The following is a 25,152-nucleotide window of genomic DNA, read 5'->3' on the forward strand; positions in this document are numbered from 1 at the left end:
TTTGGTTTGTGCGCCTTTTTGATTTTTACAGCCCCAAAAAGGACCTCGATCGCGATCAAGGTCGCACCATCTGGCACGTTTGGCGCACATTAAGGACATCCCTTCCACCGATCACCAAAGGTCCTTTCATGTTACGCCGTCGCCAAATCGCTTTTTTCACCCTCATGATCCTGGGCGCATCGTCCCTGTTTTGCAGCAATGCGCACGCAGACCAGCCCCGCCATGAAACCGGGTTTCAAAAACTGGAAATTCCGGCCAGCGACCAGGGCCGGGCACTTTCCGGGGCAATCTGGTATCCAACCGAAAATGTAACCCACACAACAGCGACCCTGATCGCGGATAATGCCGCCTTTGTCGGCGAGAAAGCCATTATCGATGCCGCCCCCGATGCGCAACCGCATCCCCTTATTGTGCTGTCGCACGGTTTTGGCGGCAACTGGCGCAATCAGGCCTGGCTGGCAACATCGCTGGCTCAGGCCGGATATATTGTCGCCGCTATCAACCATCCCGGCACCACCAGCCGTGACCTTGAACCGCTTAAAGGGGCCCGCCTGTGGCAGCGCCCAGCTGATATTTCGCATCTCGTTACCGCACTGGAGCAGGATGCCCGATGGGCGCCGCATATCGATACGTCTGACATTTCAGCCATCGGACATTCACTGGGCGGCTGGACCGTTCTGGAACTGGCGGGTGCGCGCATGGATGCCGACAAAATGGCGCAAGATTGCCAGCGTCACCCCGAATTGGCCGCTTGCGACGTTGTCCGCGACTTTGCCATTGGCAAAACGGCAACGGATCGCACAAACCTGGAACAGAATTTACGCGACCCGCGCATCAAACGGGTGATCTCGCTTGATCTTGGCCTGGCGCGCGGCTTTAGCGAGGATAGCCTCGGCCACATCACCATTCCAACCCTGGTCATCGCAGCAGGCAGCCCCAACCCCAAACTCCCGGCAAAACTTGAATCGCGTTATCTGTTTGATCATTTGCCAGCCAAATACCGTACATTAATCGTACTGGAAAACGCCGCCCATTTCAGCTTCCTGCAAAGCTGCAAGCCCAATGCCATTAACCTGCTTGAAGCCGAAAAACCCGGCGATGGAATCATTTGCAAAGACGGCGTCAAGAGCGACCGCCCGCAAATTCATCAGGAAGTCACGCAACAGGTTCTGGCGTTTTTGGCCCGGCATTAAACGGTGTCGCCAACTTGGCAGGCGTATCGGCATTTTGGCTGCGGTAATCACGCGGGTTCATGCCCGCCACCCGGCGAAATTCGCGGTTAAAGTTTGATTTGCTTTGAAAACCACAATCAAACTGGATTTCGGTGATGGTTTTGGCCGTATTGCTTAATAGGTGCATCGCCTCGGCAATGCGATATTCATTGATGATGCAGGAAATATTACGACCATAATAACGATTGATCGCCAGTGAAATTGCGCGCGCCGGTATCACCGCCCGGCGCGCCAGCCGATCCAGCGTTAAATCAGGATCGTGATATAGCTTGCGGGTTTGCATCAATTGATCAATTTCAGCGGCAATATCACGGTCCGATGCCAAGTCTGCCCGGGCCTGCGCTGTCGTGATCGGGGCAGGCGCATCGCCCTTAGCCACGGCACCGGTTTGCTCTGGTGGAGCGATGTAGCTGCCAAGGCGGACCAGCAAGAAAACACAAAACGCCAGGATTACCGCATTGCCACTGGCGACAATTTCGCGGGCATGCAGGCCCCGCTGCCAGGCAAAATCAAGGGCGATGGCGCCATCAATAACGGCTGAGAGCATAAGCACCCCGCCCACCACCGCAACAATACGCCGGGCCGCGCCAATATCGCCAATGCAAACATCGCCATAAGACGATTCCCCTGCACCGGCCCGGCGCATCAAAAGCCCGCCATAAACCAGAAACTGCCCACACAGCAAAAAATCAATCGGCGGATACCAATAGGGCCAGGTTAACGAGCACAGAAAAACCAGTCCGACAAAGGGACCATGCAGCATCAAGCGCCGCAGCGTGATAACCGGACCGTCAAAGCTGGCAAAACACAGCCAGGCAATGACCGGCAGCATGGAAGCCAAAACAGGCTGCAAAAAGCGAAAAAACGCACCATCAACCTGCCAGCGCAGCCCCACCGAAACCAGCAAGACCGCACAGGAAAATGCAAATATTGCCGGGCGACGCACGCCTGGCGACACATCCCAGCGTGCGCAAAGCCGCCCGGCATAAATACCCAATACCAGGGCAACAACGAATGGCAGGGGAAGGGCAATCATCAACCGATTCCCATTCGGCCAGCGTTGTGCCGACATTGACCCACTAAAGGCAACGATCTTATCCCTGCATCAAAGGGCATTATCCACAACACGAAAGCACATCACGGGCAATGTGCCTGTGATGGATTAATTCAAAATATAACGCCCCATATTTTTATGAATCTGCTTACCCAGTTCGCGGTCCAGATCCATCAACAGGGCTGCGGTTTCGTCATAAATCGCTTTTTCACGTTCCGCAACCGACATCGATTCCGAAAGGGTTCGGCTGCGTTCAACCACAGCAGATATCTCGGCTTTTTGGGTGCCGTCCTGGGTGAGAAGTTCCAGCTTCGCCCCAACCTTCAAATTCACCTTCTGGGACTGATCATCGGTGAACATGCCCGAAATACCGCCCTTCGTTTGCAAATCCTCGGTGGTAATCGAGGCATCGGTGACGCTATAGCGCAAAATATCGCTCGTCCCTGCCGTTTCAAGGCGGTCATCAGGCCAGTTCATTGCCATGCGGCCCAGATTAAAGGGCAAATCAGGCTGCAAATCATTGGCCGCAGGCACACCATAGGCCGCGACCTTTTCAATCGGACCGGCAGAAAATTCAATCGGGGAAAGATGACGCCATGTTACATCCGGGAATGTTTGCACCGGTGCCGTTGTACAGGCCGCCACCAACATTGCCATGCCCCCTGCCACTGCCAGGCTAATGCCACGCAAAGACAACCCCATCATTACCCCGTTCTCCTGCACATTTTCATCACGAAAGGAACCGGGGAAAGCCCCCGGTTCTACCAACTGTCATCGTGACGATGCACAAGGATTAAGGCAAGCCTGTGACGCGCTTAACCACATCAATGACTTATCGGCTTTCAGGCCTCGCCCGTTGCCGCATCATCCGCCGTGGCCTCACCCGCCTTCAGAATACGCAAATCGGCCTCGTTAAAACCGTAATGCGTATTGCAGAACTGGCAGGTTACGCCAACCTCACCCGTGTGCGCCTCGCGCATGGCCAGCAATTCATCGAGCGGATAGGCCGCCAGCGCCCCTTCGATTTTCTGGCGCGAACAGCGGCATTTGAACTGCAACTGATTTTGCTCGAACACACGCGGTTCTTCGTCATGGAACAACCGCCAGATCAGGTCATGCGCCCCAAGCGAAATATCCACCAGTTCATTTTCGGTGGCGCTGCCCATCAGGATTTTGGCACGCCGCCAGTTATCCTGCCACTCGGCATCCTGTTCCGGTGTAAGGGCATCGCCCGATGCACTGCCGGGCAGGCGCTGGACAAACATGCCCCCAACCCACCAGTCCCGTTCGCTTTCACCACGATGCACATCAATCTTGAAGGCTGTTTCAAGCTGTTCGGACTGGCGGAAATAGGCCTCGGCACATTCCGAAAGGGTGTCACCTTCCAGCGAGACAATGCCCTGATAGCGTTCATGGTCATCACCCTGATCCACAGTAAAGGCGATATGACCATATCCCATCAGCTTGTGCACCTTGCCGCGCAGGGCATCTTCACCACCTTCTTCAGCCGCGATCATGGCATTGAGGCGGTCTTCATCCACACGCAGGCAGGCACGGATATTGCCATCACTATCCACATCGACCACCAACATGCTGATCGGCCCGTCAGACGATGTCTGCAGGGTGAAAAGACCTTCATATTTCAGGGCCGACGACAGCAAAACCGCCAGCGCGATAATTTCGGCCAGCAGGTCATTTGCCAATGGCGGATAATTATGTTGCCCGACAATGGTTTGCACTGTCGGCCCAAGGCGCGTAAAGCGGCCACGGATATTGGAATGTTCCAGCGTAAAGGGCTGACAAAAATCGACAGCAACTTGCATGATCAGCTTCCGATGGTTGAAAGTTCATTTCAAATGCCAAAGGGGCGAACATTGCTGTTCGCCCCAAAATCTGACCCTAATCTAGGCAGAATTTTTATGCAGGCAAGCCATTAAAACAGTATAGCAGAATGCCTTTCTGCGCATGCAGGCGATTTTCGGCTTCATCAAAAACCACCGACTGCGGCCCGTCAATCACCTCGTCGGTGACTTCTTCGTTCCGGTGGGCCGGCAGGCAGTGCATGAACAGCGCATCCTTGTTGGCCTTTGCCATTGCCGTGGCATTAACCTGATACGGTGCCAGGGCCTTCATGCGGGCATCGGCATCCTTATCGCCCATCGACACCCAGCAATCGGTCACAACCACATCAGCCCCGGCAAGGGCATCGTCAAATTCAGCCAGGCGTACTTTGCCACCGGCGGCATTGGCGGCCTCGATCAGGCCCTGCTGCGGGCGGAACCCCACCGGGCAGGCCATATCAAGCGAGAAGCCAAATTTCGACGTCGCATGGATCATCGATGTCGACACATTGTTACCATCGCCGACCCAGGCAAATTTAAGCCCTTCAAGCCTGCCTTTATGTTCGCGCACCGTCATCAGGTCCGCCATGATCTGGCAGGGGTGGCTTTGATCCGTCAAACCATTGATCACGGGAACGGTGGCATATTCCGCCAGTTCCAGCAATTTGGATTCATCGGTCGTGCGGATCATGATGGCATCAACATAGCGCGACAGAACACGCGCTGTATCGGCAATGGTTTCGCCCCGGCCAAGCTGGCTGCTGGCAGCATCCAGCACCACTACATCACCGCCCAACTGGCGCATGCCCACTTCAAACGACACACGGGTTCGGGTTGAGGGTTTTTCAAAAATAAGCGCCAGGGTTTTACCAGCCAGCGGCTTGGCACCAAAGGGGGCTTTGCCCGCCTTTTCATTGTCTCCCAATGAAAGGATATCGTGCAATGCCTCGGTGGACATGCCCTCGATATCCAGAAAATGTCTGATATCCGTCATTAATCTGTTCCTTACGAGGTAAAGGCAGCCGCAACGGCATCAATTGCCGCCAGCGCCTCGTCTACCTGGGTTTTTGTGATGTTAAGCGGCGGCAACAGTCGCACGACATTGTCGCCTGCCGGAACGGTCAGCAGGTTCTGTTCGCGCAGTTTCGCCACCACATCACCATTGTTCGGGACCATCTTCATGCCCAAAAGCAGGCCTTTGCCACGCACTTCCTCAATGAAGCCCGGATGTTTGGCTGCAATTGCGGCCAATCCATCACGCATCAATTTGCTCATGGCCAGAACGTTATCAAAGAAGCCCGGCTTTAAAACTTCGTCCAGCACCGCATTGGCCGCCGCCATTGCCAGCGGGTTGCCCCCAAAGGTGGACCCGTGCATACCCGGCGTTAAGGCCGCTGCCGCCTTTTCATTGGCCAAAAGTGCGCCAACAGGGAATCCCCCGCCAAGCCCCTTGGCCGATGAAATAATGTCCGGCACCATATCGGTCCATTCATAGGCAAACAGCTTGCCGGTCCGGCCAATACCGGTCTGGATTTCGTCAAACATCACCAGCAGGCCATATTCATCAGCCGCCTTGCGCAAACCTTCAAGATAGCCTTCAGGGGCGGGCATGATACCGCCTTCGCCCTGAACCGGCTCCACCAGGATACCGGCGGTTTTTTCGGTAATGGCATTGCGCAATTCGTTCAAATTGCCAAACGCCACCCGGTCAAATCCCTCGGGCATCGGGCCAAAACCTTCGCGGTATTTATCGCTTGCCCCGGCGGTCAGCGTTCCAATGGTTCTGCCATGAAAGGCATTGCTGGCAACCAGAATGCGGTTCTTTTCGGCATGGCCACTGACATACTGATAGCGGCGCAGTATTTTCAGGCCCGCTTCATTGGCTTCCGCACCGGAATTGCAGAAAAACACGGTATCGGCAAAGGTATGTTCAACCAGCCGCTTTGCCAGCTTTTCCTGGCCCGGAACCCGAAACAGGTTCGAGGTATGCCAAACCTTGCCCACCTGTTCGGTCAAAGCCGCGATCAAATGCGGATGGGAATGGCCCAGGCAGTTCACGGCAACACCGGACCCGAAATCGAGGAATCGTCGGCCATCCTGCGCATAGAGATAAGGTCCTTCACCTTTCTCAAAGGCCAAATCGGCCCGCGCATAGGTCGGCATGACGGGTGTAATCACAGTTCAATTCCTCGATTAAGGGTAAAATTCCATTTCTGACCACATGGTCAGCACCGGCAGAATACCGGAAAGCTGCGGAGTATCAAGAGATTCCCGCCCTCTGTCAATGCGGCAAAATACGGTTTTCAGTGCAGCGCACAAATAATTCGGGCAGTATCCAATATGGAATACTGCCCGAAAACCGAATTTAATGCTGAAATTGGCGCTTTACGCCCCGGTCAGGCTTTCAGTTTGTAGCCGGTTTTGATCATGCGATAACACAGGATCGATAAAAAGATATTCACGCCTAACAGCACAAACACGCCGGTCATCACCGATCCGTCGGAAATACCGATAAAGCCATAGCGAAACCCGTCGATCATATAAAAAAACGGGTTGAAATGGGCCAATACACGGCCAGCTTCGGGCAGATGTTCGGCACTGTAAAAGGTGCCCGACAAAAACGATAACGGCGTAATGACAAAGTTGGTCACAACGGCGATGTGATCAAACTTTTCGGACCACACACCCCCGGCAATGCCCAGCAGCGAAAGCATCAGCGAGGCGGAAATGCCAAAATAAAGAATGGCCCAGATATTGTGGATTTGCACATCAACAAAAAAGGCCATTGCAATGATGGTGGCAACGCCCACCATAATGCCGCGCGTCACCGCCCCCAGGGCAAAACCGGCCACCAGTTCAAGGGCAGATAGCGGCGGCATCAAAACATCGACAATATTCCCCTGTACCTTGGAAATCAGAATCGAGCTGGAGGTATTGGCAAAGGAGTTCTGCGCCATCGTCATCATGACCAGACCCGGCGCCAGAAACGTGGCAAAAGAGACACCATTCACGGTTTCAACAGCCCGTCCCAGGGCCAGCAGGAACACCGCCAGAAACAGAAGACTGGTCACGACCGGCGCGCCAACAGTTTGAAGATGCACGTTTAAAAAACGCCGCACTTCCTTGGCATAAAGCGTCCACAGGCCGAGCCAGTTGATCGCGCCCATCGGACGCGGAGCAAGCTCTTGCATTGGTTTTCCTCGAAATTTACAGACAATTGCCGGTAAAATAGGGACAGTTACCCCTTAAACGCAAGCCCGGCCGGCAAAGAGATTATGTCAGACGTCAAACTTTCCTCTCAACACTCACCTCAGACACAGGACCAGGACGCAAAAGACGCGGCCCGGAATTTTGCCGATTCCCCTGCAAAACAACGCAGGACAAAAGGCCGTGACAAAAAAGAAGCGGCCCAGCAGGGGCCGAAAAAACCGCGCCGGGTCACGCGGGACTATTTGATGAATTATGCCACCTGGTATCTGGAACGCTTTACCGCGTCACGCGCCCGGCTGGAAAAACTGATGCGCGGCAAAATCCGTCTGTCGATTGCCGAATATGGCACCGACCCGCAAGAAGCCGAAGACTGGATGAAAAGCGTTTTAAATGCCTGTGAAAAGGCGGGCTTCATCAATGACGAGGCCTATGCCCTGGGCCGGGCACGGTCCATGATGCGCAAGGGCAAGGCCCTGCGGGTGATCGGGGCGGATCTGAATGCACGGGGCATTTCATCGCAATTGGTGGATGATACCATCGTCACCTTGCGCAGCGAGGCCGATGACGCGGCCCACAATAATATGCAAGGCACCGACCCCAACCGCGCCGCTGCCGCCGCCTATGCCCGGCGCCGTCGCCTTGGCCCGTTTCGCCGCCCCGAGCAGCGCGATGAAAAACGCGACAAGGACCTGGCCGCCCTCGCCCGGCAGGGTTTTTCCTATGATATTGCGCTGCGCATTATCGATGCCGATGCCGATGAGCTTGAAGACCTTTTGCAAATCATCGATGGCCTGTAACCTGCCATCTTCATCCGCATAATGGTTTGCCCAACCGCCCCAAACAAGGACCTTTCCATGAGCGTCACCATTTACCACAACCCGCGCTGTTCCAAATCACGCCAGACCCTGGCCCTGATCGAGGAAAAGGGCATTTCGCCAACAATCGTTGAGTATCTGAACACGCCGCCAAGTATCGCGGAACTAACTGACATTCTGGCAAAGCTGGGCAAAAGCCCGGAACAGATTGTGCGCAAAAAGGAAGCCCGCGAGGAAGGCATTGCCGATTTAACCGGGGATGACCTGATAAGCGCACTATGTGCCCATCCCCGCGCCATTGAACGGCCCATCGTCGTGAATGGCAACAAGGCCGCCCTTGGCCGCCCGCTCGAGGATGTTCTGGCAATTTTATAAGCCGGTTTACATTGGCTGACTGCGCAAAATAACGCCTGTGCCAAACATGCACGGGCGTTTTTCATAATTAATAAAAGTTATCGGCGGCAAAGCAGGGTATGTCACAGTAAGAGATCACCAAACGTGACCGCGATCACAAAAAACGACCTTTCGGGAGGCCAATATGATTGCCGCATTCGCCCTGATCCTTGTCTGCCAGCTTTTTGGCGAAGTTTTGTCCGAACTGTTCAGCCTGCCCGTGCCTGGCCCGGTGATCGGCCTGGGGTTGCTGTTTATCGGCCTGCTGGTCAAGCGCAAGCCGCCCAAGGAACTGACCAACGCCGCCGACAACCTGCTGATCCATTTTTCGCTGTTATTCGTGCCCGCCGGCGTTGGTGTGATTACACAAATTGACCGGGTCAAAAGCGACTGGCTGCCGATTGTGGCATCGCTGGTGATTTCAACCCTGCTGACCATCGCCGCAACCGCGTTTTTAATGTCCAAACTGCTGCCCAAGGCACCCGCCGACGCAACCACCACCAGCAATGAAGGGGCGAAATAATGGAACCGGCGGATCTGACACAATTATGGGTCTATCTTTCCACCAAACCGCTCACCGGGCTGACCATCACGCTGGTGGCCTATAGCATTGGCTTTTGGCTCTATCAAAAAAGCAACCGGAACCCGGTTTGCAACCCGGTGGTGATTGCCATTGCCATCATCGCCGCCATTCTGCATGTCACCAACACGCCCTATTCGGTTTATTTTGACGGGGCACAATTTGTCCACTTCCTGTTGGGACCTGCCACCGTCGCCCTTGCCGTTCCGTTATTCCGGCAAATGGAAACCCTGAAACGTGCCTTGCCGGTCATCATTTTCGGGGTGTTATTTGGGTCGCTGATGGCAACCGTCAGCACCGTTGCCATTGCCCATTTCCTGGGTGCCAGCACCGAAACCCTGGCCTCGTTAGCACCCAAATCGGTGACAACACCGGTGGCGATGGGCATTGCCAAGGAAATTGGCGGTGTTCCGGCCCTAACCGCTGTTTGTGTGATTGTCACCGGCATTGTCGGGGCCACCCTTGGCCCGGCTGTCATGAATATTGTCGGCCTGACCGACTGGCGTGCGCGCGGCTTTGCTATGGGCGTTGGCGCGCATGGCATTGGCACCGCACGCGCCTTTCAGGTGAACCATACTGCCGGGGCCTTTTCCGGCCTGTCGATGGGGTTAAACACCATTGCCACCGCCTTGACCGTCCCGTTTTTGTGGCACTGGCTGTTTGGCTAAGAACGCACGGGAAAACGGGCAGGGTGTTGTCAGGCGGTTAATCCGCCAATGCTTCGCCCTGCAACACGGTTCCCTTGATTGCCGTGATACGCACCTGTTGCCCGGCCAAAAGCGGCTGATCAACATAAAGCCGCCAGGTTGTACCATCCAGCGTCACCCGGGTTTCCCCACCTGACACATCCTGGGGCAGGGTAATAATGCGGCCGCGCAATTGGGCTTCGCGCTGGTTTAAGGCCAAGTCTTCACTGTTTTCGTCATCGGGTTCCTGGCCGGTCCTGTGCACCAGCCAGCGCCGCCCGGCAAAGGTTGCCACCACGCCACACAGGGCAAATACCAGCAACTGGATTTCAATGCCCAAACCGGCCAAAAACAATTTGGCAAAGCCGGTAATGGCCGCTGCAAAAGCCAGCCACAAAAAGAACACTCCCGGTGCCGTCATTTCCAGCACCAGCAACACCGCCGCCAGGCTCCACCAGTGCCAATAGGTCATGCCTGTTGAGAACAGAAAATCCACGTCATCCGGCCTTTCACATGTCACAATATTGCATCAAACGGCATTGCCGCCTGACACACCCCGGCGAGCTCTAATCCCAAAAAGTGATCAATTCCCCCACGGTCCTTTCCGACCGGCTGCTGCGCCACCACCATCCTTGCCATCCCCACCAAGATTACGGATCAGTTCAGCAACACCGCCAATGGAACCAACAACCCCCGACGCATCAAGCGGCATGAAAACAAGTTTGCTGTTGGAACTGCTGGCGATATTACCAAGGGATTCGACATATTTTTGCGCAACGAAATAGTTGATCGCGTTAATGTCGCCTTCGGCAATGGCCTTGGACACCACCATTGTGGCCTCGGCTTCGGCTTGCGCTGCACGTTCACGGGCTTCGGCATCGCGAAAGGCGGCTTCGCGGCGGCCTTCGGCCTCAAGGATTTTGGACTGTTTTTCACCTTCGGCCCGCAAAATGGCGGCTTCGCGTGCCCCCTGAGCCTCAAGGATTTGTGCCCGTTTTTCACGTTCCGCCTTCATCTGACGGCCCATCGAATCCACAAGGTCTGTGGGCGGGGAAATATCCTTGATCTCGACACGGGTAATTTTAAGGCCCCAGGGATCGGTTGCGCTATCGACCACCGATAACAGCCGTTCGTTGATCTGGTCACGCTGCGACAGTAACTGGTCCAGATCCATCGACCCGACCACAGTACGCACATTGGTCATCGACAGGTTCAGGATCGCCACTTCAAGGCGGTTCACCTCATAGGCGGCACGGGCGGCATCAATGACCTGATAAAACACCACGCCATCCACCGTCACCATCGCATTGTCCGACGTGATCACTTCCTGCGAAGGCACATCCAGAACACTTTCCATCATGTTCATTTTACGTCCGACACGGTCAATTAATGGCACGATGATGTTCAAACCCGGTTTCAGGCTGCGGGTATAGCGACCAAACCGTTCCAGCGTATATTGATAACCCTGTGGCACGATTTTCACTGCCTGCAAGACAACGAAAACCGCCAATATCACCACGACAAAAGCAAAAATCGGAAACCCAAACGACATGTGGATATGTCCCTGCAATGGTTATGTCCATTCCCCAAACAGCAATAGAACCGTGTTTCACCTTCCACAACTGTTATTTACCGTTCTGCCTCGTTGAAATCACTTTTCACACAACGACAAGACACCCAAAAAAAGGCCGACAGCAAAACGCTGCCGGCCCCAGATAAAAAACGGTAAAATTCCCTGCCCTATTCCTTGCGTAAACGCACCAGAAAGGCCGAAATCTTGCTTTGTAAGGTTTCAATACGCCCTGAAAGCTCCGTCATCGAATGTTCCAGTTCGCCCGCTGCCGTGCCACCATCGCTCACGGCATGCAGCACATCATCAATCGTATTCACAACTTCGGTTGATCCGCTTGAAGCATTTTGCGCACTTGAGGCAATTTCATTCACGGCGGCATTTTGTTCGGCAACCGCCGAGGCAATACCATCGGTAATGCCGCTGATCGAGGAGATGGTGCGCGTCACCTTTTCAATGGCCTCGACCGTCAGATGTGTTTCGTTCTGGATCGAACCGATCTGCTGGGCAATTTCGTCGGTGGCCTTGGCGGTTTGGTTGGCCAGGTTTTTTACTTCCTGGGCCACAACGGCAAAGCCTTTGCCCGCCTCGCCAGCGCGGGCGGCCTCGATGGTGGCGTTCAGGGCCAAAAGATTGGTTTGGGCGGCAATCTCGTTAATCAGGTTTACCACTTCGCCAATGCGTTCGGCCGCAACGGCTAGGCCACTGACCATTTCATTGGCCCGCGAGGCCTCCTCAACGGCGTTCGTGGTAATGGAGGTCGATTCGTCAACCTGCCCGCCAATATTGTTAATGGATGCCGAAAGCTCCTCGGTCGCGGAGGCCACAGTCTGAACATTCTCGGCGGCACTATTGGCCGCATTGCTGACATTGCGGCTCTGGGTAATAGAATGATTGGCCGACTCGCTCATTTGCCGGGCCGATTTTACCATGCCCTGCGTTGCCTTGCGAACCGATGCAATAATTTCACCAACCGACGCATCCAGCTCGGATGCCAGGGCTTCACGCTGATCCTGACGGGCTTTTGTGGCCTGGCGTTCGGCCTGCAATTTGGCTTCTTCGGCCGCATTAATCTGCTGTGCGGTTTCACGCCAGCGCATCAGCCCCTTGGCAATAATGCCCACCTCGTCGTGACGGCTGCTATGCGGGACTTCGCCAGAAAAATCGCGATCGACAAACTGTTCAATCGTATCGCCCAAATCATGGAACGGACCAAGCTGACGGCGTAAAAACACGGCCAGCAAAATGGCGGCCAGCACCGCCACAATCAGCCCGGCAATAGCGATACGCATTTCAATGGCACCGGAAACAGCGGCAACTTTGGCCTTTTCAATCCCGACATACAAAATGCCCTGCACATTACCCACAGGATCAAAAATCGGCGTATATTGCGTTACATATTCCTTGCCCAGAATAACCGCTTCACCGCGAAAGGTTTTACCCGATGTAACCGGCCCGTAAGCCGCACTGCCATTCCCCAGGAAAGTGCCCACGGCACGCTTGCCATCCCCCTTGATGATATTGGTCGAAACGCGGATAAAATCCTTTTTCTCTGGCACCCACTGAAACACGGTTGCGGTTTCACCCGTTGCCAGGCCGATCTTATCAATCATTTGATGGGACGACAGATCAGGAATGGCGGGAATAACCAGCTTGGTGGTTTCCCCGGATTTATCAATGGTGACTTTCAAATCAGGATAAGCGTTTTGAAAGATAATAGACGCTACACGCAAATTCAGCTTCTGGGATTGAAGGCTGGTATCATGCACCTGTTGTTCAACACGCTGCATAATAACGCCACCCAGAATCAGGATACCCACAATTAAAATTACAACTGACGCCGTTGTAACTTTAAAAACAATGCTATTTTTCATTTTGGATGTCTCCCATTCGCACCCCGGTCCAATTGCCCCCAGCAATACCATTGCAGCAAATTTTCCGGATTTATTACCTATTGGGATCGGGTGAGAAATTTATAGTACAGGAGAAAATGAAACTTTACACAGGCAAAACCTGGACGCGCGGAAAAGTACCGCCTCGATTTCAATCAATTACCAAACTAAAATTGAAAGATACCAAGTCACAATCACAAAAGGATAACACCCGGCATCGTTTGCGATTTCAGGCTTTAACGCGATTTTTCTTTAATAATCCACATGGACAAAATACAGCCCGTCGGCAGGTGCCGTTGGGCCGCCTGCACTGCGCTGGCGTGCTTCAAGCGCAGTCTTCACGTCAATCGGTTTCCAGCTGCCTTTGCCCACCAGCACCAATGTGCCCACCATGTTGCGCACCTGATGATGCAGGAAGGACCGGCTTTCGGCATAAATGCGTATTTCCTGGCCTTCGGCCGCCACAACTTCCAGCCGTTCCAGCGTTTTGATCGGGCTTTTGGCCTGGCATTCGGTGGCGCGAAAAGTCGTAAAATCGTGCGTGCCCAGCAAGTATTGGGCGGCTTCGTTCATGGCCGGAATATCAAGCGGTTTATAGACCCCCCAGGCCAAGCCCGCCTCGAATGTCAGCGGCGGACGGCGGTTGATAATGCGATACATGTAATACCGCTTTTTCGAGGCAAAGCGGGCGTGGAAATCCTGATCGACCAGTTCGGCATTAACAATGGCAACCGGGTCGGGTTTGAGATGATGATTGACCGCATTCATCACCACATCGGCAGGATAGTTTTTTTCCAGGTCAAAATGCACAACCTGGCCCAGGGCATGCACCCCGGCATCGGTCCGCCCGGAAACGTAAACACGCACAAAGTTCCCCGTCAGCTTTTCCAGTGCCGTTTCAAACACCTGCTGAACCGAAATGACTTCATCCTGATACTGCCAACCGTGATAGGGGCGCCCATCATATTCGACTGTGCATTTGTATCTTTGCATCGCGTGTCTTGTATCCGGGGAATGAAAACAGAACGAGGGGTGCAAAACACCCCTCGTCCACAAAGCAATTATCGCATCGGGCGTTTATTTAACGCTGTTACGATCAAAACCAAGGCGCAGGCGCAGGGCGTTCAGTTTAATGAAGCCTTCGGCATCGCGCTGGTTGTAAACAGTGTCGGCTTCAAAGGTCACATGGGCTTCCGAATAAATCGAATTCGGCGACTTGCGACCCGTTACCGTGACATTGCCCTTATACAGGTCAAGGCGAACGGTGCCGTTAACGGTTTTCTGGGTTTCGTCGATCAGACGCTGAATCGCCTGACGTTCCGGCGACCACCAGTAACCGTTATAAATCATTTCGGCGTAACGCGGCATCAGCTCGTCTTTCAGGTGGCCCGCATTACGGTCCAGCGTGATCGATTCCATGGCGCGATGTGCCGTTGCCAAAATGGTGCCGCCCGGGGTTTCGTAAATGCCGCGCGATTTCATGCCGACATAACGGTTTTCCACCAGATCAAGGCGGCCAATGCCGTTTTTACCGGCAACGTCATTCAGCTTGGTCAACAGGGTTGCCGGGCTCATGCGTTCGCCATTGATGGCAACCGGATCACCCTGCTCGAATTCAATTTCGATGGTGGTGATTTCGTCCGGGGCATTCTGCGGCGAAACGGTACGGATGAACATTTTTTCATCCGGCTTCACCCACGGATCTTCCAGTGCCTTGCCTTCATAGGAAATGTGCAGCAGGTTGGCATCGGTTGAATAAGGCGGTTCATCACCACCCAGCTTGTCTGCCGAAATCGGAATCTGGTGCTTTTTGGCAAAATCCAGCAGCATGGTACGGGAATTGAGGTCCCATTCACGCCACGGCGCAATCACCTTTACGTCCGGCTTCAGGGCGTAATAGCCCAACTCGAAACGCACCTGGTCGTTGCCCTTGCCGGTTGCGCCGTGCGACACCGCGTCGGCCCCTACCATTTCGGCAATTTCGATCTGGCGTTTGGCAATCAGCGGACGCGCAATCGAGGTACCCAGCAGGTAAACACCTTCATAATGGGCATTGGCGCGGAACATCGGGAACACGTAATCGCGCACGAATTCTTCGCGCAGATCCTCGATGAAAATTTCCTTCACACCAAACATTTCGGCTTTTTTGCGGGCGGGTTCCAGTTCCTCGCCCTGGCCGAGGTCGGCGGTAAATGTAACGACTTCGCAGTTATATTGTTCGCGCAGCCATTTCAGGATAATGGAGGTATCCAGCCCGCCCGAATAGGCAAGCACCACCTTCTTAACCGGATCGCTCATGCTGTGACGCCTTTCTTCTTCCGATGTTGTGCCGGGGCAGCGTGGTTTCGCCGTCATCCCGTATCGTCACGGGGGCCAAAACGAAACATTCGCCAATCTGGACCCTGGACCTTGCGCGCGGAGTATAGGAAAACCCGTGAGGCGGGCAAGGGCCAAGATGCACCTGCCGGTAAAAACGCGTAAATTCTTGCTGCTTTTTTAACAAATTCGGCGATTATTCACCGCAATATGACACAGAACATCGAAGAAACCGAAATCGACCTGCCGCGCCTGGGGCCCGTTCCCGTGCGTTTGCGCAGCAGTGCGCGCGCATCAAAGCTGAAATTACGGATCGATCCGGGCTTTGATGGCGTCGAAGTCGTGATCCCTAACGGCATATCACGCAAGGCCGCCTTGTCCATGCTGCGCCAGCATACCGACTGGATCGAGGCGCATTTATCGCGCCTGCCCGACCGGGTTTTGTTTGTGCCCGGGGCCTGGGTGCCCCTGTTGGGCCAGGAACATGCCATTCGCGCTGTGCCCGATGCCAAACGCGGCGTTTGGGCCGAAGCCGGGGTGATTTGGGTTTCCGGTTCGCCCGAACACAGCAACCGGCGAGTCGCCGATTGGCTCAAAAAGCAGGCAAAGCTGGAAATCGCCCCGCGCGCCCATGCCTATGCCCAGGAAATTGGCAAGAAAATCAACCGCATCTCGATCAAGGATACCCGTACCCGCTGGGGCAGTTGTTCGTCTGGCGGCAATCTGTCCTTTAGCTGGCGGCTGATCCTCGCCCCCGAAGATGTGCTGGATTATGTCGTGGCCCACGAAGTGGCACATTTGCAGGAACTGAACCACAGCGCCCGCTTCTGGAAAGTGGTTGAAGACCTGTACGGCCCGTCATCGCGCCAGCAACACTGGCTGAAACGCAACGGGTCCGGCCTGCACCGGTTTGGGGCGGATGGCTGATCCTTCCGACAAACCGGAAACGACCTGCTAACGATTGGCAAAATAACAATTTTCCGTCATTGTACGACGGCAATAATCGCCATCCATCAAGTCAAAACCATCGGACCAAGGCATCCCCATGATCATCCCCTATGAAACATTGCTGATTTTTATCCCTACAGCGCTGGCGCTGAATATGACGCCGGGCAATGACATGCTGTTTTGCCTCGGCCAGGGGATCAAATCCGGGCCACGGGCGGGGTTGGCGGCCAGTTTTGGCATTTCAACAGGGTCGCTTATTCACACACTTCTGGCGGGTCTTGGGTTGGCGGCCCTGCTCGCGGCCCATCCTGTTGCCTTTCAGGTTTTACGCTGGGCTGGCATATCCTATCTGGTGTGGCTGGCAATTCAGGCCTTTCGCAGTAAAGCCGAAACACTTTCCGCCACCGAAACCAAGCGCGGGTCAGCACTCCGGGCCTGGCGAGAAGGCATTATGGTTAATCTGCTCAACCCGAAGATCATTGTCTTTGTACTGGCTTTTCTGCCGCAATTTGTGGATCCATCGCGCGGGTCGGTGTTGTTGCAATTTCTGATCCTGGGGCTGATCCTCAATATCGGCGGTACCATTATCAATTGTCTGGTCGGGGCCTTTGCCGGGCAATTGGGGCAATTTCTGGCGCGCTCCGCCCGCGTTACCCGGGCCTTTCAGATTTTTACCGGCTGTGTGTTTTTAACCCTGGCGGCCAAGCTGGCCTTTGATCGCAAGGCATAGCTCATAATTGGCCAAGTGCGTTACATAACGCAGCCTTCGGCCCGCAAATGCGGAATTTCAGCCTGCAAAAAGGCCAAAAAGCTGCGCTGCACGTTTGATAATTCCCGATTGGCATGAAACAGGGCCACATCCCAGGCAATTTCCGGGGTCAGGGGCCGGGCCACAACCCGGTCCTGATCAACCAGCAGGGCAGCAAACGGATCGCTGATCGCGATGCCAACACCGCGTTCCACCAGCCGGGAAATAGTACGCACTGTGCGTGCCTCGACCGCGATATGACGCAGCCGCCCGGCGATTTGGAAAATATAATCCACCTTGGTGCGCAGCGGGCTGCCAATAGTCAGCTCAACGAACTTTTCACCGCGCAAAAGGTCAATATCGATGGTTTCAAACCCGGCCAGCCGGTGATCGCGCGGAACCAGGCACACCGCACGACATTGCGCCAAGCGGGTCATGGCGACATCCCGGTCCATCAAATCCAGGGTAATGCCAATGCCCAGGTCACAATCGCGCCGTGTCACCATTTCCAGCACCCCTTCCATACCAGAATCGGTAATACTGACCGAAACATTGGGGTGCTGTGCCTTGAATTTGGCAATCACATCCAGAAGATATGTATCAACATAAATGGGTTGCGCCGCAATCCGGATGCTGCCGAGTTGCTGATTGGCAATGGCACGCGCACTGCTTTCAAGATCGCGAAAACCATTTAAGGTACGCAGGACCGTGTAATGGAACTGCACGGCTTCCTCGGTTGCCACAAGCTGGTTGCGCTTGCGGATAAACAAAGCAAAACCTACTGATTTTTCAAGGTTTGCCAGCATGCGGCTGACCATTGGCTGGCTGATATTCATCGCCTCGGCGGCCTTGCTGACCGTGCCATAGGTCATGAAAGCATTAAAACTTTCCAGCTCGCGCAAGTTCATGGCGGCATCCCCTACTTTCGTGCAGTATTTACATAAGTTATACTGAAATTAAATTTTTGCTTCTATAGTTATAGTTTGCCATCTTTCAGACACAAAACAAGAAGTATCGACCCGGCAATAACGCCACCATCAACAGGGAGACATGAAAATGTTTCGTCATCTGAAGAAAGCTGCATTGGGTGTTGCAGCCCTTGCAGCTGCAACGGCCTTTGCAACATCGGCACAGGCAGACTCCTATCCCGATAAAGCCATTACGCTGGTCGTTCCTTATGGTGCCGGCGGCGCCTCCGACCTGGCCGGTCGTGCACTGGCAGAAACCGCGCGCAACTACACCGATGGACAGCCCATCGTCGTGGTTAACAAAACCGGCAATGGCGGCATGAACGGTGCCCGCTTTGTCACCGAATCCGATCCCGATGGTTACACCCTGCTGCTGTCGCGCGTGGGTATGGCCCTGTATCCGGCCGTTTACACCGACAGCCCGGTTGGTTGGGATGACTACACCTTCCTGGGTATTCTCGAAGCAACCCCGATGATTTTGGCTGTTAATGCCGAATCCGACATCAAAACGGTTGATGACCTGATCGCCAAGATCAAGGAAAGCAACGGTGCAACCACCTATGCTGCTTCCGGCCCGACCGCGATTGACGGTTTCTCGGTTCAGGCGCTGCTGTCTGATGCCGGCCTTGACCCGCTGAGCGCATCGACCCTGGTGCCTTATAAAGGCGGCGGAGCCCTTGCGGCGGCCCTGCTGGGCAACCATGTTGATTTCCTTGCCATTTCGGCCGGTTCGCTGATGCCCCATATCCAGGCTGGCAAAATGCGTGCGCTGATGGTTTATGCCCCGAAACGCATGACGGACCTGCCCGACGTTCCGACCGCAAAGGAACTGGGTTATGCCACCGCAGCCCAGGTTGGCGGCTGGAGCGGCCTTTACGCCCCCAAAGGCCTGCCGGAAGATGTCGTTGCCAAATGGAAAGACATTCTGGGCAAGGTTGCCACCAACGAACAGTGGCTTGATCTGGCTGCAAAACGCGGTTCCATCTCGGTTATCGGTGATGAAGACCCGTCAGCTTATGTCAAGTCGCAGTACGACCTGTATCACGGTCTGGCCAAGAAATTTGGCTACATCCAATAAGATTTTACCCCGTTTTTAGGATGCGAGGCGGAACCATGACCCCGAACCGCGATTTTTACACCGGACTGGTGGCAACGGCATTTTTTGCCCTTGTTCTGTTTGTTCTGATCCCGGTTTATGTTCGGGTTCCGTCTTTTATTCCGGGGTTTGCCCCACCCCCTGACATGTGGCCCCGCGTTATTGGCTGGGTCGGCCTTGTCATGGGGGTGCTGGCTCTGGTGCTGGCGGTACCGAAAATGCGCCGCCAATCCAGCGAAAAAGTAACCTCCATTGGTGCCTATTTGTGCGCCAATCGCGTTTTCATTTTCCGCTTTATCTGGATGGGCCTCGGTTTTGCGATTTTTGTCTATCTGATGCCAAAAATCGGTTTTCTGACGGCGACAATGGCTTTGCTGGCCTTCCTGTTCATCATGACCGGCGATTTTTCCAAACGGGCATGGATGATCGGCCTGACCATTCTTTTCCCGATTTTTCTTTATGTGATTTTCACCGAAATCACCCACACCCCCTTCCCGCACGGCAAATGGTTTTCCCTTGCCCGTCTGCTGCACCTGATCTGACGAGAAAATTACCATGTGGAATGAATTGCTAGGCGCCTTTAGCGCCGTCGCGACACTGCCCAATTTCATCGCCATGGCCGCCGGGATCTGGGGTGGGGTCATTATCGGCGCCATCCCCGGCATGACCGGGACAATGGCTGTTACGCTCGCACTGCCCTTTACCTTTTACCTGCCGCCCGTCACAAGCCTTCTGCTGCTGGTTGCCCTTTACAAGGGCTCAACCTATGGCGGCTCGATTTCGGCCATCCTGATCAAAACGCCGGGCACCGCATCGGCGGCCTGTACCGTGCTGGATGGTTATCCGCTAGCCCGCGAGGGTAAAGGCGGCAAAGCCCTGAACATGGCACTGGTTTCAAGCTGCATTGGCGACTTTATTTCCAACATCTCGCTGATCTTTCTGGCAGCGCCACTGGCAATGTTTGCCCTGCGTGTGGGCCCGCCGGAATATTTCATGCTGATGGCCTTTTCGCTGACCATCGTTGCCAGTATTTCCGGGCGTTCGCTGTTGCTGGGCATTGTTGCGGCCTGCCTGGGCCTGTTGCTGGCAACCGTTGGCGAGGACATGTATGGCTCGTTCCGTTTTGCCCTGACTGAAGATATGAAAAGCGGCCTTGGCGTTGTCCCGGTTCTGATCGGCCTGTTTGCCCTGCCCGAAATGATCAAGCTGGCAGTCTTCCGGCCCGAGGAAAACACCCAGGCGATGAAGCTGGGTGACAACCGGCTGACATTGAAAGAATTTCGCGGCAGCCTGAAATCGATCATCCGCGGCAGCTTTATCGGCGTTATTCTGGGGGCCATTCCAGGCATTGGACCGTCAACCGCTGCCTTCTTTTCCTATAGCGAAGCGCGCCGTACCTCCAAAAATGGTGATCGTTTTGGTGAAGGCGAGCTTGAAGGCATTGCCGCATCGGAATCGGCCAATAATGGCTGCTGTGGGGCGACCATGATCCCGCTTCTCGCCCTTGGCGTACCGGGCGACGTGATCACGGGTGTGATGCTGGGGGCCTTCATGATCCACGGCCTAACCCCTGGCCCGCTTCTGTTCCAGAACAATATCGGCGAGGTTTATTCGCTGTTTATTGGCATGCTGTTTAGCTCGTTCTTCCTGTTTGTGGCCGGTAAACTTACCGCCAGCGGATTTGCCAAGATCTCGCGCATTCCCCAGCAATTGCTGCTGCCCTGCATCGTCATTCTGTGCGTGTTTGGCATTTATTCGGTGGCATCAAGCCCGTTTGACGTCGCCGTGCTGCTGGTGATGGGGATTGTCGGCTTTATCATGATGGTGCTGAACATCCCGGCAGCGCCCTTCCTGATCGCCTTTATCCTCGGCCCGATGTTTGAAGACAATATGCGCCGCTCACTTGCGATTTCGCGCGGTGATCTTGGTGTGTTCTTCCAGTCCTGGATTTCATGGGCCTTCTTTGCCCTGACCATTCTGTTCGTGGCCCTGACCATTCGCCGCGAATGGCAAAAATGGCGCAGCAACGCGCGCGCCACCAATTAATTCGAGACACAAGAAGCTGAAAAAAATGACACAAACAAACATGTCCCGCCTGCATCTTGCCATTGATATTCTTGGCAAACTGGTGGCGTTCGACACGACCAGCAAAAACTCGAATCTCGGTCTGATCAAGTATGTGCAGGATTATCTGGCACAATACGATATCGAAACGACCCTGTTTTATGACGAAACAGGCGAAAAGGCCAATCTGCTGGCCACCATTGGCCCCAAGGATGTCCCTGGTATTGTTCTTTCCGGGCATACCGATGTCGTCCCGGCACTGGAAAAAGGCTGGGTCAGCCCCGCCTTTGACATGACAGAGCGCGACGGCAAACTATTTGGCCGTGGCACTGCCGATATGAAAGGCTTTGCCGCCTGTGTGCTCGCCACCGTGCCCGACCTGGTCAAACAGAAGCTGGCCGTGCCGTTTCATATTTGCCTGTCTTACGACGAAGAAGTGGGGTGCCTGGGTGTTGGCAGCATGGTGGATCATCTAGCAAAAATCGATCATCCGCCGCGTTTGGCCGTTATTGGCGAGCCGACCGAAATGAAGGTGATTAACGGCCAAAAGGGCAAATATTCCATGCGTGTGACCGTGACGGGCACCGCCGGGCATTCGTCCTTTGCGCCCCATCACGTCAATGCCATTGAATATGCCTCACGCGCCATTGCCCTGATTTCCGATGTCGCCCGCGAATTTGAAACCAATGGCCCGTTTGACCCTGATTTCACCGTGCCACACAGCACCATGCTGACCACCACCATTTCCGGTGGGACAGCAACCAATGTGACGCCGGATTGCTGCGAATTCACCTTTGAAATTCGCCACCTGCCCGACCACGATGCGGCCAGCGTGATCGAACAGATCAAATCCCGCGTAAGCGAAACGCTTGAAACCGAAATGAAAGCCCGCGAAGCCGATACCGGCTTTGAATGGGAAGAAATCTTTCATTATCCAGGCATGGGCGATTGTACCGGGGCCGAGAGCTTTGCCTTTGTGCGTAACATCATCGACGAGGTTTCGGGCAAGGTTTCCTATGGTTCCGAAGGCGGGATCTTTGAAAAGCAGGGTAACATTCCCTCGATCATCTGTGGTCCTGGCTCCATCGCACAAGCCCACAAGCGCAACGAATTTGTCGAGATCTCCCAGCTCGACGAATGCCTGGCTTTCCTGGAAAAGCTGGGTCTTCAGGCGGTTGAATAAACCGTCTGACCAGGCTTTGACATTGTGACACCCCATTAATCTGATCTCACGCACTTCTCCCCGCGTGCCCCCCGGATTAATGCACCGTCAAGGCCTTCCTACGGGTTTCGGACAACTCCCTTCCGAAACCTGCAATGCCTTCCCTTGGCCGGATTGCCTCCCATTGGCATCCGGCCCTTTTTTATGAAATTGGCTCGTTTGCCGGCTAATTTTTGCCGGTAAAACCGGAATTGAATTTTTTCCAGCTGTCATCTTCGCCCATGCGAATGGCCCGCATGGAGGCTGCCTTGCCCAGCGATCGTACCGGCAAATCCTGATGGGCATGCAGCATAAAGGATTTCCACATTTCAGCTGGCAGGCCACCACCGGTGACCTCTTCCATCGGCGATCCATTGTCATTGCCCAACCACACCCCGGCCACCAGGTCTGCGGTATAGCCGACAAACCAGGCATCACGATAATCCGATGTAGTGCCGGTTTTGCCCGCCGCCGGCCGGTCCAAAAGGGCGTTTTTGCCCGTACCCTTCGCCATGACGGCCGCCAGCATATTGTTCATTTCCCCCGCCGTAACAGGGTTGAGAACGCGGGTCAGATAACCGCCCCCGCGTTCATACAATATCTCACCATTCTGCCCGACGATTTTGGTAATCGCATGCGGAATGATATTAAAGCCGCCATTGGAGACCACGGCATAAGCCGTTGTCATTTCCAAAAGGGACACTTCACTGGTCCCCAGTGCCAGGCTGGGTTCGGCAGGCAGGTCCGACGACACCCCCAGTTTATGGGCCATATCGATAACGTGGTTCAGCCCGGTTTTCATCGCCACTTCAACGGCAATCACGTTATTGGACGAGGCCACCGCATCGCGTAACGACAGGGTGCCGTGATGCTGGCGGTCAAAATTGCGCGGGCTCCAGCCATTGACACTATAGGGTTCATCACGCATCCAGTCATCGGCGCGCATGCCATCTTCCAGCGCGGCCAAATAGACAAACAGCTTGAACACCGACCCCGGCTGCCTTTTCGCCTGGGTAACACGATTATACTGACTTTGGAAAAAGTTCTTGCCGCCTACCATGGCCCGCACCGATCCATCGGGTGTCATGGCAACCAGTGCGCCTTGCGAAACCTTGCGCCGGTCGGCTTCCCGGCTATCAAGCACACGGTTTACCGCATCCTCGGCCGAAGCCTGCAAATTGGAATCAAGGCTCGTATACACCACCATATCCTGGTCGTGATAGCCGACATAATCGGTCACGCGATCCAGAATCCAGTCGGTGAAATAGCGCACATTCGGCCCGCCACGACCAGAGGCCGAGGATGTTGTAACGCGATCAAAGTGATTAGCCTGTGCCTGCCGGGCGGTAATGGCGCCGGTATCAAGCATGGCCGCAATCACCTGATTGGCCCGCTTTGCCGCATCCCTCGGGGCTATCAGCGGGTTATAGCGGCTCGGCGCCTTGGGCAACCCGGCCAGCACGGCCGCCTGATACAGCGACAAACGGCGCGGATCGACGCCAAAATACTGACGGGCGGCGGCATCAATACCATAGACCCCGGAGCCAAAATAAATGCGGTTCAGATATAACGAGAGGATCTGCCGTTTGCTAAATTTGATCTCCAGCCACAAGGACAGCAAAACCTCTTCAATCTTGCGGCCATAGCTGCGTTCGGGCGACAAAAAAAGGTTCTTGGCAAGCTGCTGGGTAATGGTACTGCCACCCTGGGCAATGCGCCCGCGCCAAATATTTTGCACAAAAGCGCGGGCAATGCCGATCACATCAATGCCAAAATGCTGGTAAAACCGGCGGTCTTCAATCGAGACAAAGGCCTGCCCGACATAATCGGGCAAATCGCCCACTTCCACCGGGCGGCCATAACGGTCGCCATAGTTGGCCAGATTAACCCCGTCGATGCTCATGATGCGCACCAGCGGTTTGCGCTGGGTGGCGACGTTAAAATCAATCTTGCTGGTCAAATCATAGCCGTAATAGGCGACAAGCCCGCCGCACAACACCGCCGACCAGATCGCCAGAACCACCATGACACGGGCAAGCATCATCGGGCGCGGCACAAAAGCCCGCAAAAAACCACCAAAGGATTTTTTCTGCCCGGCACGCCTGCGTCCACGCCCGCGCGGTGATGAACCTCCACCGGTTTTACGCGGTGCCCGTCGGCGGGGCGGCGTGGAAGTGTTACGGGTTGGTCGCTTCGCCACAATCGTCCTCAAAACCTGAATTCATCGCCAACAGGCATAAAAGCCCGTCACGACAGGCCCCCCAAAGAAACACATGCACATGCAATATCCCGGCAGGGCACATCATCGCCAACTGGCCCGGCTTACAGCAAAACCAGACAGGCTGTTTCGCACCGCGCCAAGGATGGCAGCATCAAAAATTTACATACTGATCCAAGGCCGATACCAAAACCGGATGGCCTTCATCGCATAATCACTGTTTGATGTCTTGAAGATATTCACTGTCCGGACAGGCGAGCCCCATCAACCAGAAGCCCGAGCCATCCACAGCCCCCCTTACCCCAAAACACGAAAGAGTT

The 25,152-nt window shown here is 54.8% G+C and carries 24 protein-coding genes; 11 read left to right on the plus strand and 13 right to left on the minus strand.

Annotation, left to right across the window (positions count from 1 at the left end):
- Nucleotides 1-128: 128 nt before the first annotated feature.
- The gene (locus tag LF95_RS20545; RefSeq protein WP_073957063.1) at nt 129-1,193 is read left to right on the plus strand and encodes an alpha/beta hydrolase family protein; all 1,065 of its coding nucleotides are present in this window, start codon (nt 129-131) and stop codon (nt 1,191-1,193) included.
- Here the strand turns inward: LF95_RS20545 and LF95_RS20550 are convergent.
- The 6 genes from LF95_RS20550 to LF95_RS20575 form a co-directional block, all read right to left on the minus strand.
- Nucleotides 1,156-2,268, minus strand: a complete 1,113-nt coding sequence (locus LF95_RS20550) for a helix-turn-helix domain-containing protein (RefSeq protein WP_168173733.1) — start codon at nt 2,266-2,268, stop codon at nt 1,156-1,158. The two genes, LF95_RS20545 and LF95_RS20550, sit on opposite strands and share 38 nt — an antisense overlap.
- A gap of 126 nt (nt 2,269-2,394) precedes the next feature.
- Nucleotides 2,395-2,991, minus strand: coding sequence for a hypothetical protein (locus tag LF95_RS20555; protein WP_073957064.1), 597 nt, complete (start codon nt 2,989-2,991; stop codon nt 2,395-2,397).
- A 137-nt stretch (nt 2,992-3,128) separates the two neighbouring features.
- Nucleotides 3,129-4,109: an Hsp33 family molecular chaperone HslO gene (locus LF95_RS20560; protein WP_073957065.1), complete on the minus strand. Its 981-nt coding sequence runs from the start codon at nt 4,107-4,109 to the stop codon at nt 3,129-3,131.
- A gap of 94 nt (nt 4,110-4,203) precedes the next feature.
- The gene (gene argF, locus LF95_RS20565; protein WP_073957066.1) at nt 4,204-5,121 is read right to left on the minus strand and encodes an ornithine carbamoyltransferase; all 918 of its coding nucleotides are present in this window, start codon (nt 5,119-5,121) and stop codon (nt 4,204-4,206) included.
- Nucleotides 5,122-5,132: 11 nt separating this feature from the next.
- Entirely contained in the window at nt 5,133-6,305 is a 1,173-nt protein-coding gene (locus LF95_RS20570; RefSeq protein ID WP_305790988.1) for an aspartate aminotransferase family protein, read from the minus strand.
- Nucleotides 6,306-6,523: 218 nt separating this feature from the next.
- Nucleotides 6,524-7,318 carry an ABC transporter permease gene (locus tag LF95_RS20575; protein WP_073957068.1) on the minus strand — a complete coding sequence of 265 codons (795 nt, stop codon included), beginning with the start codon at nt 7,316-7,318 and terminating at the stop codon, nt 6,524-6,526.
- A 264-nt stretch (nt 7,319-7,582) separates the two neighbouring features.
- Between LF95_RS20575 and LF95_RS20580 the strand changes: the two genes are divergently transcribed.
- The 4 genes from LF95_RS20580 (at nt 7,583) to LF95_RS20595 (ending at nt 9,793) form a co-directional block, all read left to right on the plus strand.
- On the plus strand, nt 7,583-8,134 hold the full coding sequence (locus tag LF95_RS20580) for a regulatory protein RecX (protein WP_073957137.1): 552 nt from the start codon (nt 7,583-7,585) through the stop codon (nt 8,132-8,134).
- A 57-nt stretch (nt 8,135-8,191) separates the two neighbouring features.
- On the plus strand, nt 8,192-8,527 hold the full coding sequence (gene arsC, locus LF95_RS20585) for an arsenate reductase (glutaredoxin) (protein ID WP_073957069.1): 336 nt from the start codon (nt 8,192-8,194) through the stop codon (nt 8,525-8,527).
- 163 nt (nt 8,528-8,690) lie between these two features.
- On the plus strand, nt 8,691-9,068 hold the full coding sequence (locus tag LF95_RS20590; RefSeq protein WP_073957070.1) for a CidA/LrgA family protein: 378 nt from the start codon (nt 8,691-8,693) through the stop codon (nt 9,066-9,068).
- On the plus strand, nt 9,068-9,793 hold the full coding sequence (locus tag LF95_RS20595) for an LrgB family protein (RefSeq protein WP_073957071.1): 726 nt from the start codon (nt 9,068-9,070) through the stop codon (nt 9,791-9,793). Before LF95_RS20590 ends, LF95_RS20595 begins: the two co-directional genes overlap by 1 nt.
- A gap of 37 nt (nt 9,794-9,830) precedes the next feature.
- On the opposite strand, the gene LF95_RS20600 is transcribed toward LF95_RS20595, so the two are convergent.
- From LF95_RS20600 to LF95_RS20620, 5 genes are all read right to left on the minus strand, one after another.
- Nucleotides 9,831-10,307, minus strand: a complete 477-nt coding sequence (locus LF95_RS20600; protein ID WP_083607851.1) for an NfeD family protein — start codon at nt 10,305-10,307, stop codon at nt 9,831-9,833.
- Between the two features lie 87 nt (nt 10,308-10,394).
- Entirely contained in the window at nt 10,395-11,363 is a 969-nt protein-coding gene (locus LF95_RS20605; RefSeq protein ID WP_073957072.1) for an SPFH domain-containing protein, read from the minus strand.
- 188 nt (nt 11,364-11,551) lie between these two features.
- Nucleotides 11,552-13,255: a methyl-accepting chemotaxis protein gene (locus LF95_RS20610; RefSeq protein WP_073957139.1), complete on the minus strand. Its 1,704-nt coding sequence runs from the start codon at nt 13,253-13,255 to the stop codon at nt 11,552-11,554.
- A gap of 270 nt (nt 13,256-13,525) precedes the next feature.
- Nucleotides 13,526-14,266 (minus strand): tRNA pseudouridine(38-40) synthase TruA, encoded by a 741-nt coding sequence (truA, locus tag LF95_RS20615; RefSeq protein WP_073957073.1) that lies wholly within the window; start codon nt 14,264-14,266, stop codon nt 13,526-13,528.
- A gap of 84 nt (nt 14,267-14,350) precedes the next feature.
- Entirely contained in the window at nt 14,351-15,571 is a 1,221-nt protein-coding gene (locus LF95_RS20620) for an argininosuccinate synthase (protein WP_073957074.1), read from the minus strand.
- A gap of 228 nt (nt 15,572-15,799) precedes the next feature.
- Here LF95_RS20620 and LF95_RS20625 point away from each other — a divergent pair, with 228 nt between their 5' ends.
- Together LF95_RS20625 and LF95_RS20630 are read left to right on the plus strand one after the other, a co-directional pair.
- Nucleotides 15,800-16,516, plus strand: coding sequence for a M48 family metallopeptidase (locus tag LF95_RS20625; RefSeq protein ID WP_073957075.1), 717 nt, complete (start codon nt 15,800-15,802; stop codon nt 16,514-16,516).
- A gap of 118 nt (nt 16,517-16,634) precedes the next feature.
- The gene (locus LF95_RS20630; RefSeq protein ID WP_073957076.1) at nt 16,635-17,267 is read left to right on the plus strand and encodes a LysE family translocator; all 633 of its coding nucleotides are present in this window, start codon (nt 16,635-16,637) and stop codon (nt 17,265-17,267) included.
- A 20-nt stretch (nt 17,268-17,287) separates the two neighbouring features.
- Here LF95_RS20630 and LF95_RS20635 read toward each other — a convergent pair whose 3' ends face one another.
- Entirely contained in the window at nt 17,288-18,193 is a 906-nt protein-coding gene (locus LF95_RS20635; protein WP_073957077.1) for a LysR family transcriptional regulator, read from the minus strand.
- Between the two features lie 148 nt (nt 18,194-18,341).
- Between LF95_RS20635 and LF95_RS20640 the strand changes: the two genes are divergently transcribed.
- From LF95_RS20640 to argE, 4 genes are read left to right on the plus strand one after another with little or no spacing between them, the layout of a single operon-like run.
- Nucleotides 18,342-19,331, plus strand: a complete 990-nt coding sequence (locus LF95_RS20640; protein WP_073957140.1) for a Bug family tripartite tricarboxylate transporter substrate binding protein — start codon at nt 18,342-18,344, stop codon at nt 19,329-19,331.
- Nucleotides 19,332-19,366: 35 nt separating this feature from the next.
- Nucleotides 19,367-19,891 carry a tripartite tricarboxylate transporter TctB family protein gene (locus tag LF95_RS20645; RefSeq protein WP_073957078.1) on the plus strand — a complete coding sequence of 175 codons (525 nt, stop codon included), beginning with the start codon at nt 19,367-19,369 and terminating at the stop codon, nt 19,889-19,891.
- 13 nt (nt 19,892-19,904) lie between these two features.
- The gene (locus LF95_RS20650; RefSeq protein ID WP_073957079.1) at nt 19,905-21,395 is read left to right on the plus strand and encodes a tripartite tricarboxylate transporter permease; all 1,491 of its coding nucleotides are present in this window, start codon (nt 19,905-19,907) and stop codon (nt 21,393-21,395) included.
- A gap of 25 nt (nt 21,396-21,420) precedes the next feature.
- A complete protein-coding gene (gene argE, locus LF95_RS20655; RefSeq protein ID WP_073957080.1) occupies nt 21,421-22,596 on the plus strand; it encodes an acetylornithine deacetylase in 1,176 nt (391 codons plus the stop codon).
- 205 nt (nt 22,597-22,801) lie between these two features.
- Here argE and LF95_RS20660 read toward each other — a convergent pair whose 3' ends face one another.
- Nucleotides 22,802-24,814 (minus strand): transglycosylase domain-containing protein, encoded by a 2,013-nt coding sequence (locus tag LF95_RS20660; RefSeq protein WP_073957081.1) that lies wholly within the window; start codon nt 24,812-24,814, stop codon nt 22,802-22,804.
- Between the last annotated feature and the right edge of the window lie 338 nt (nt 24,815-25,152).

The sequence above is a fragment of the Thalassospira sp. TSL5-1 genome, from assembly GCF_001907695.1.
Taxonomy (GTDB): domain Bacteria; phylum Pseudomonadota; class Alphaproteobacteria; order Rhodospirillales; family Thalassospiraceae; genus Thalassospira.

Excerpts from the sequence above, each read along its gene's own strand:
- LF95_RS20640 (WP_073957140.1), top strand. The coding sequence starts at position 18,342 with ATGTTTCGTCATCTGAAGAAAGCTGCATTGGGTGTTGCAGCCCTTGCA.
- truA (WP_073957073.1), bottom strand. The coding sequence starts at position 14,266 with ATGCAAAGATACAAATGCACAGTCGAATATGATGGGCGCCCCTATCAC.
- LF95_RS20595 (WP_073957071.1), top strand. The coding sequence starts at position 9,068 with ATGGAACCGGCGGATCTGACACAATTATGGGTCTATCTTTCCACCAAA.
- LF95_RS20625 (WP_073957075.1), top strand. The coding sequence starts at position 15,800 with ATGACACAGAACATCGAAGAAACCGAAATCGACCTGCCGCGCCTGGGG.
- LF95_RS20550 (WP_168173733.1), bottom strand. The coding sequence starts at position 2,268 with ATGATTGCCCTTCCCCTGCCATTCGTTGTTGCCCTGGTATTGGGTATT.
- LF95_RS20605 (WP_073957072.1), bottom strand. The coding sequence starts at position 11,363 with ATGTCGTTTGGGTTTCCGATTTTTGCTTTTGTCGTGGTGATATTGGCG.
- LF95_RS20620 (WP_073957074.1), bottom strand. The coding sequence starts at position 15,571 with ATGAGCGATCCGGTTAAGAAGGTGGTGCTTGCCTATTCGGGCGGGCTG.
- LF95_RS20575 (WP_073957068.1), bottom strand. The coding sequence starts at position 7,318 with ATGCAAGAGCTTGCTCCGCGTCCGATGGGCGCGATCAACTGGCTCGGC.
- LF95_RS20555 (WP_073957064.1), bottom strand. The coding sequence starts at position 2,991 with ATGATGGGGTTGTCTTTGCGTGGCATTAGCCTGGCAGTGGCAGGGGGC.
- LF95_RS20610 (WP_073957139.1), bottom strand. The coding sequence starts at position 13,255 with ATGAAAAATAGCATTGTTTTTAAAGTTACAACGGCGTCAGTTGTAATT.
- LF95_RS20560 (WP_073957065.1), bottom strand. The coding sequence starts at position 4,109 with ATGCAAGTTGCTGTCGATTTTTGTCAGCCCTTTACGCTGGAACATTCC.
- argE (WP_073957080.1), top strand. The coding sequence starts at position 21,421 with ATGACACAAACAAACATGTCCCGCCTGCATCTTGCCATTGATATTCTT.
- LF95_RS20580 (WP_073957137.1), top strand. The coding sequence starts at position 7,583 with ATGAATTATGCCACCTGGTATCTGGAACGCTTTACCGCGTCACGCGCC.
- LF95_RS20645 (WP_073957078.1), top strand. The coding sequence starts at position 19,367 with ATGACCCCGAACCGCGATTTTTACACCGGACTGGTGGCAACGGCATTT.
- LF95_RS20545 (WP_073957063.1), top strand. The coding sequence starts at position 129 with ATGTTACGCCGTCGCCAAATCGCTTTTTTCACCCTCATGATCCTGGGC.
- LF95_RS20635 (WP_073957077.1), bottom strand. The coding sequence starts at position 18,193 with ATGAACTTGCGCGAGCTGGAAAGTTTTAATGCTTTCATGACCTATGGC.
- LF95_RS20590 (WP_073957070.1), top strand. The coding sequence starts at position 8,691 with ATGATTGCCGCATTCGCCCTGATCCTTGTCTGCCAGCTTTTTGGCGAA.
- arsC (WP_073957069.1), top strand. The coding sequence starts at position 8,192 with ATGAGCGTCACCATTTACCACAACCCGCGCTGTTCCAAATCACGCCAG.
- LF95_RS20650 (WP_073957079.1), top strand. The coding sequence starts at position 19,905 with ATGTGGAATGAATTGCTAGGCGCCTTTAGCGCCGTCGCGACACTGCCC.
- argF (WP_073957066.1), bottom strand. The coding sequence starts at position 5,121 with ATGACGGATATCAGACATTTTCTGGATATCGAGGGCATGTCCACCGAG.
- LF95_RS20630 (WP_073957076.1), top strand. The coding sequence starts at position 16,635 with ATGATCATCCCCTATGAAACATTGCTGATTTTTATCCCTACAGCGCTG.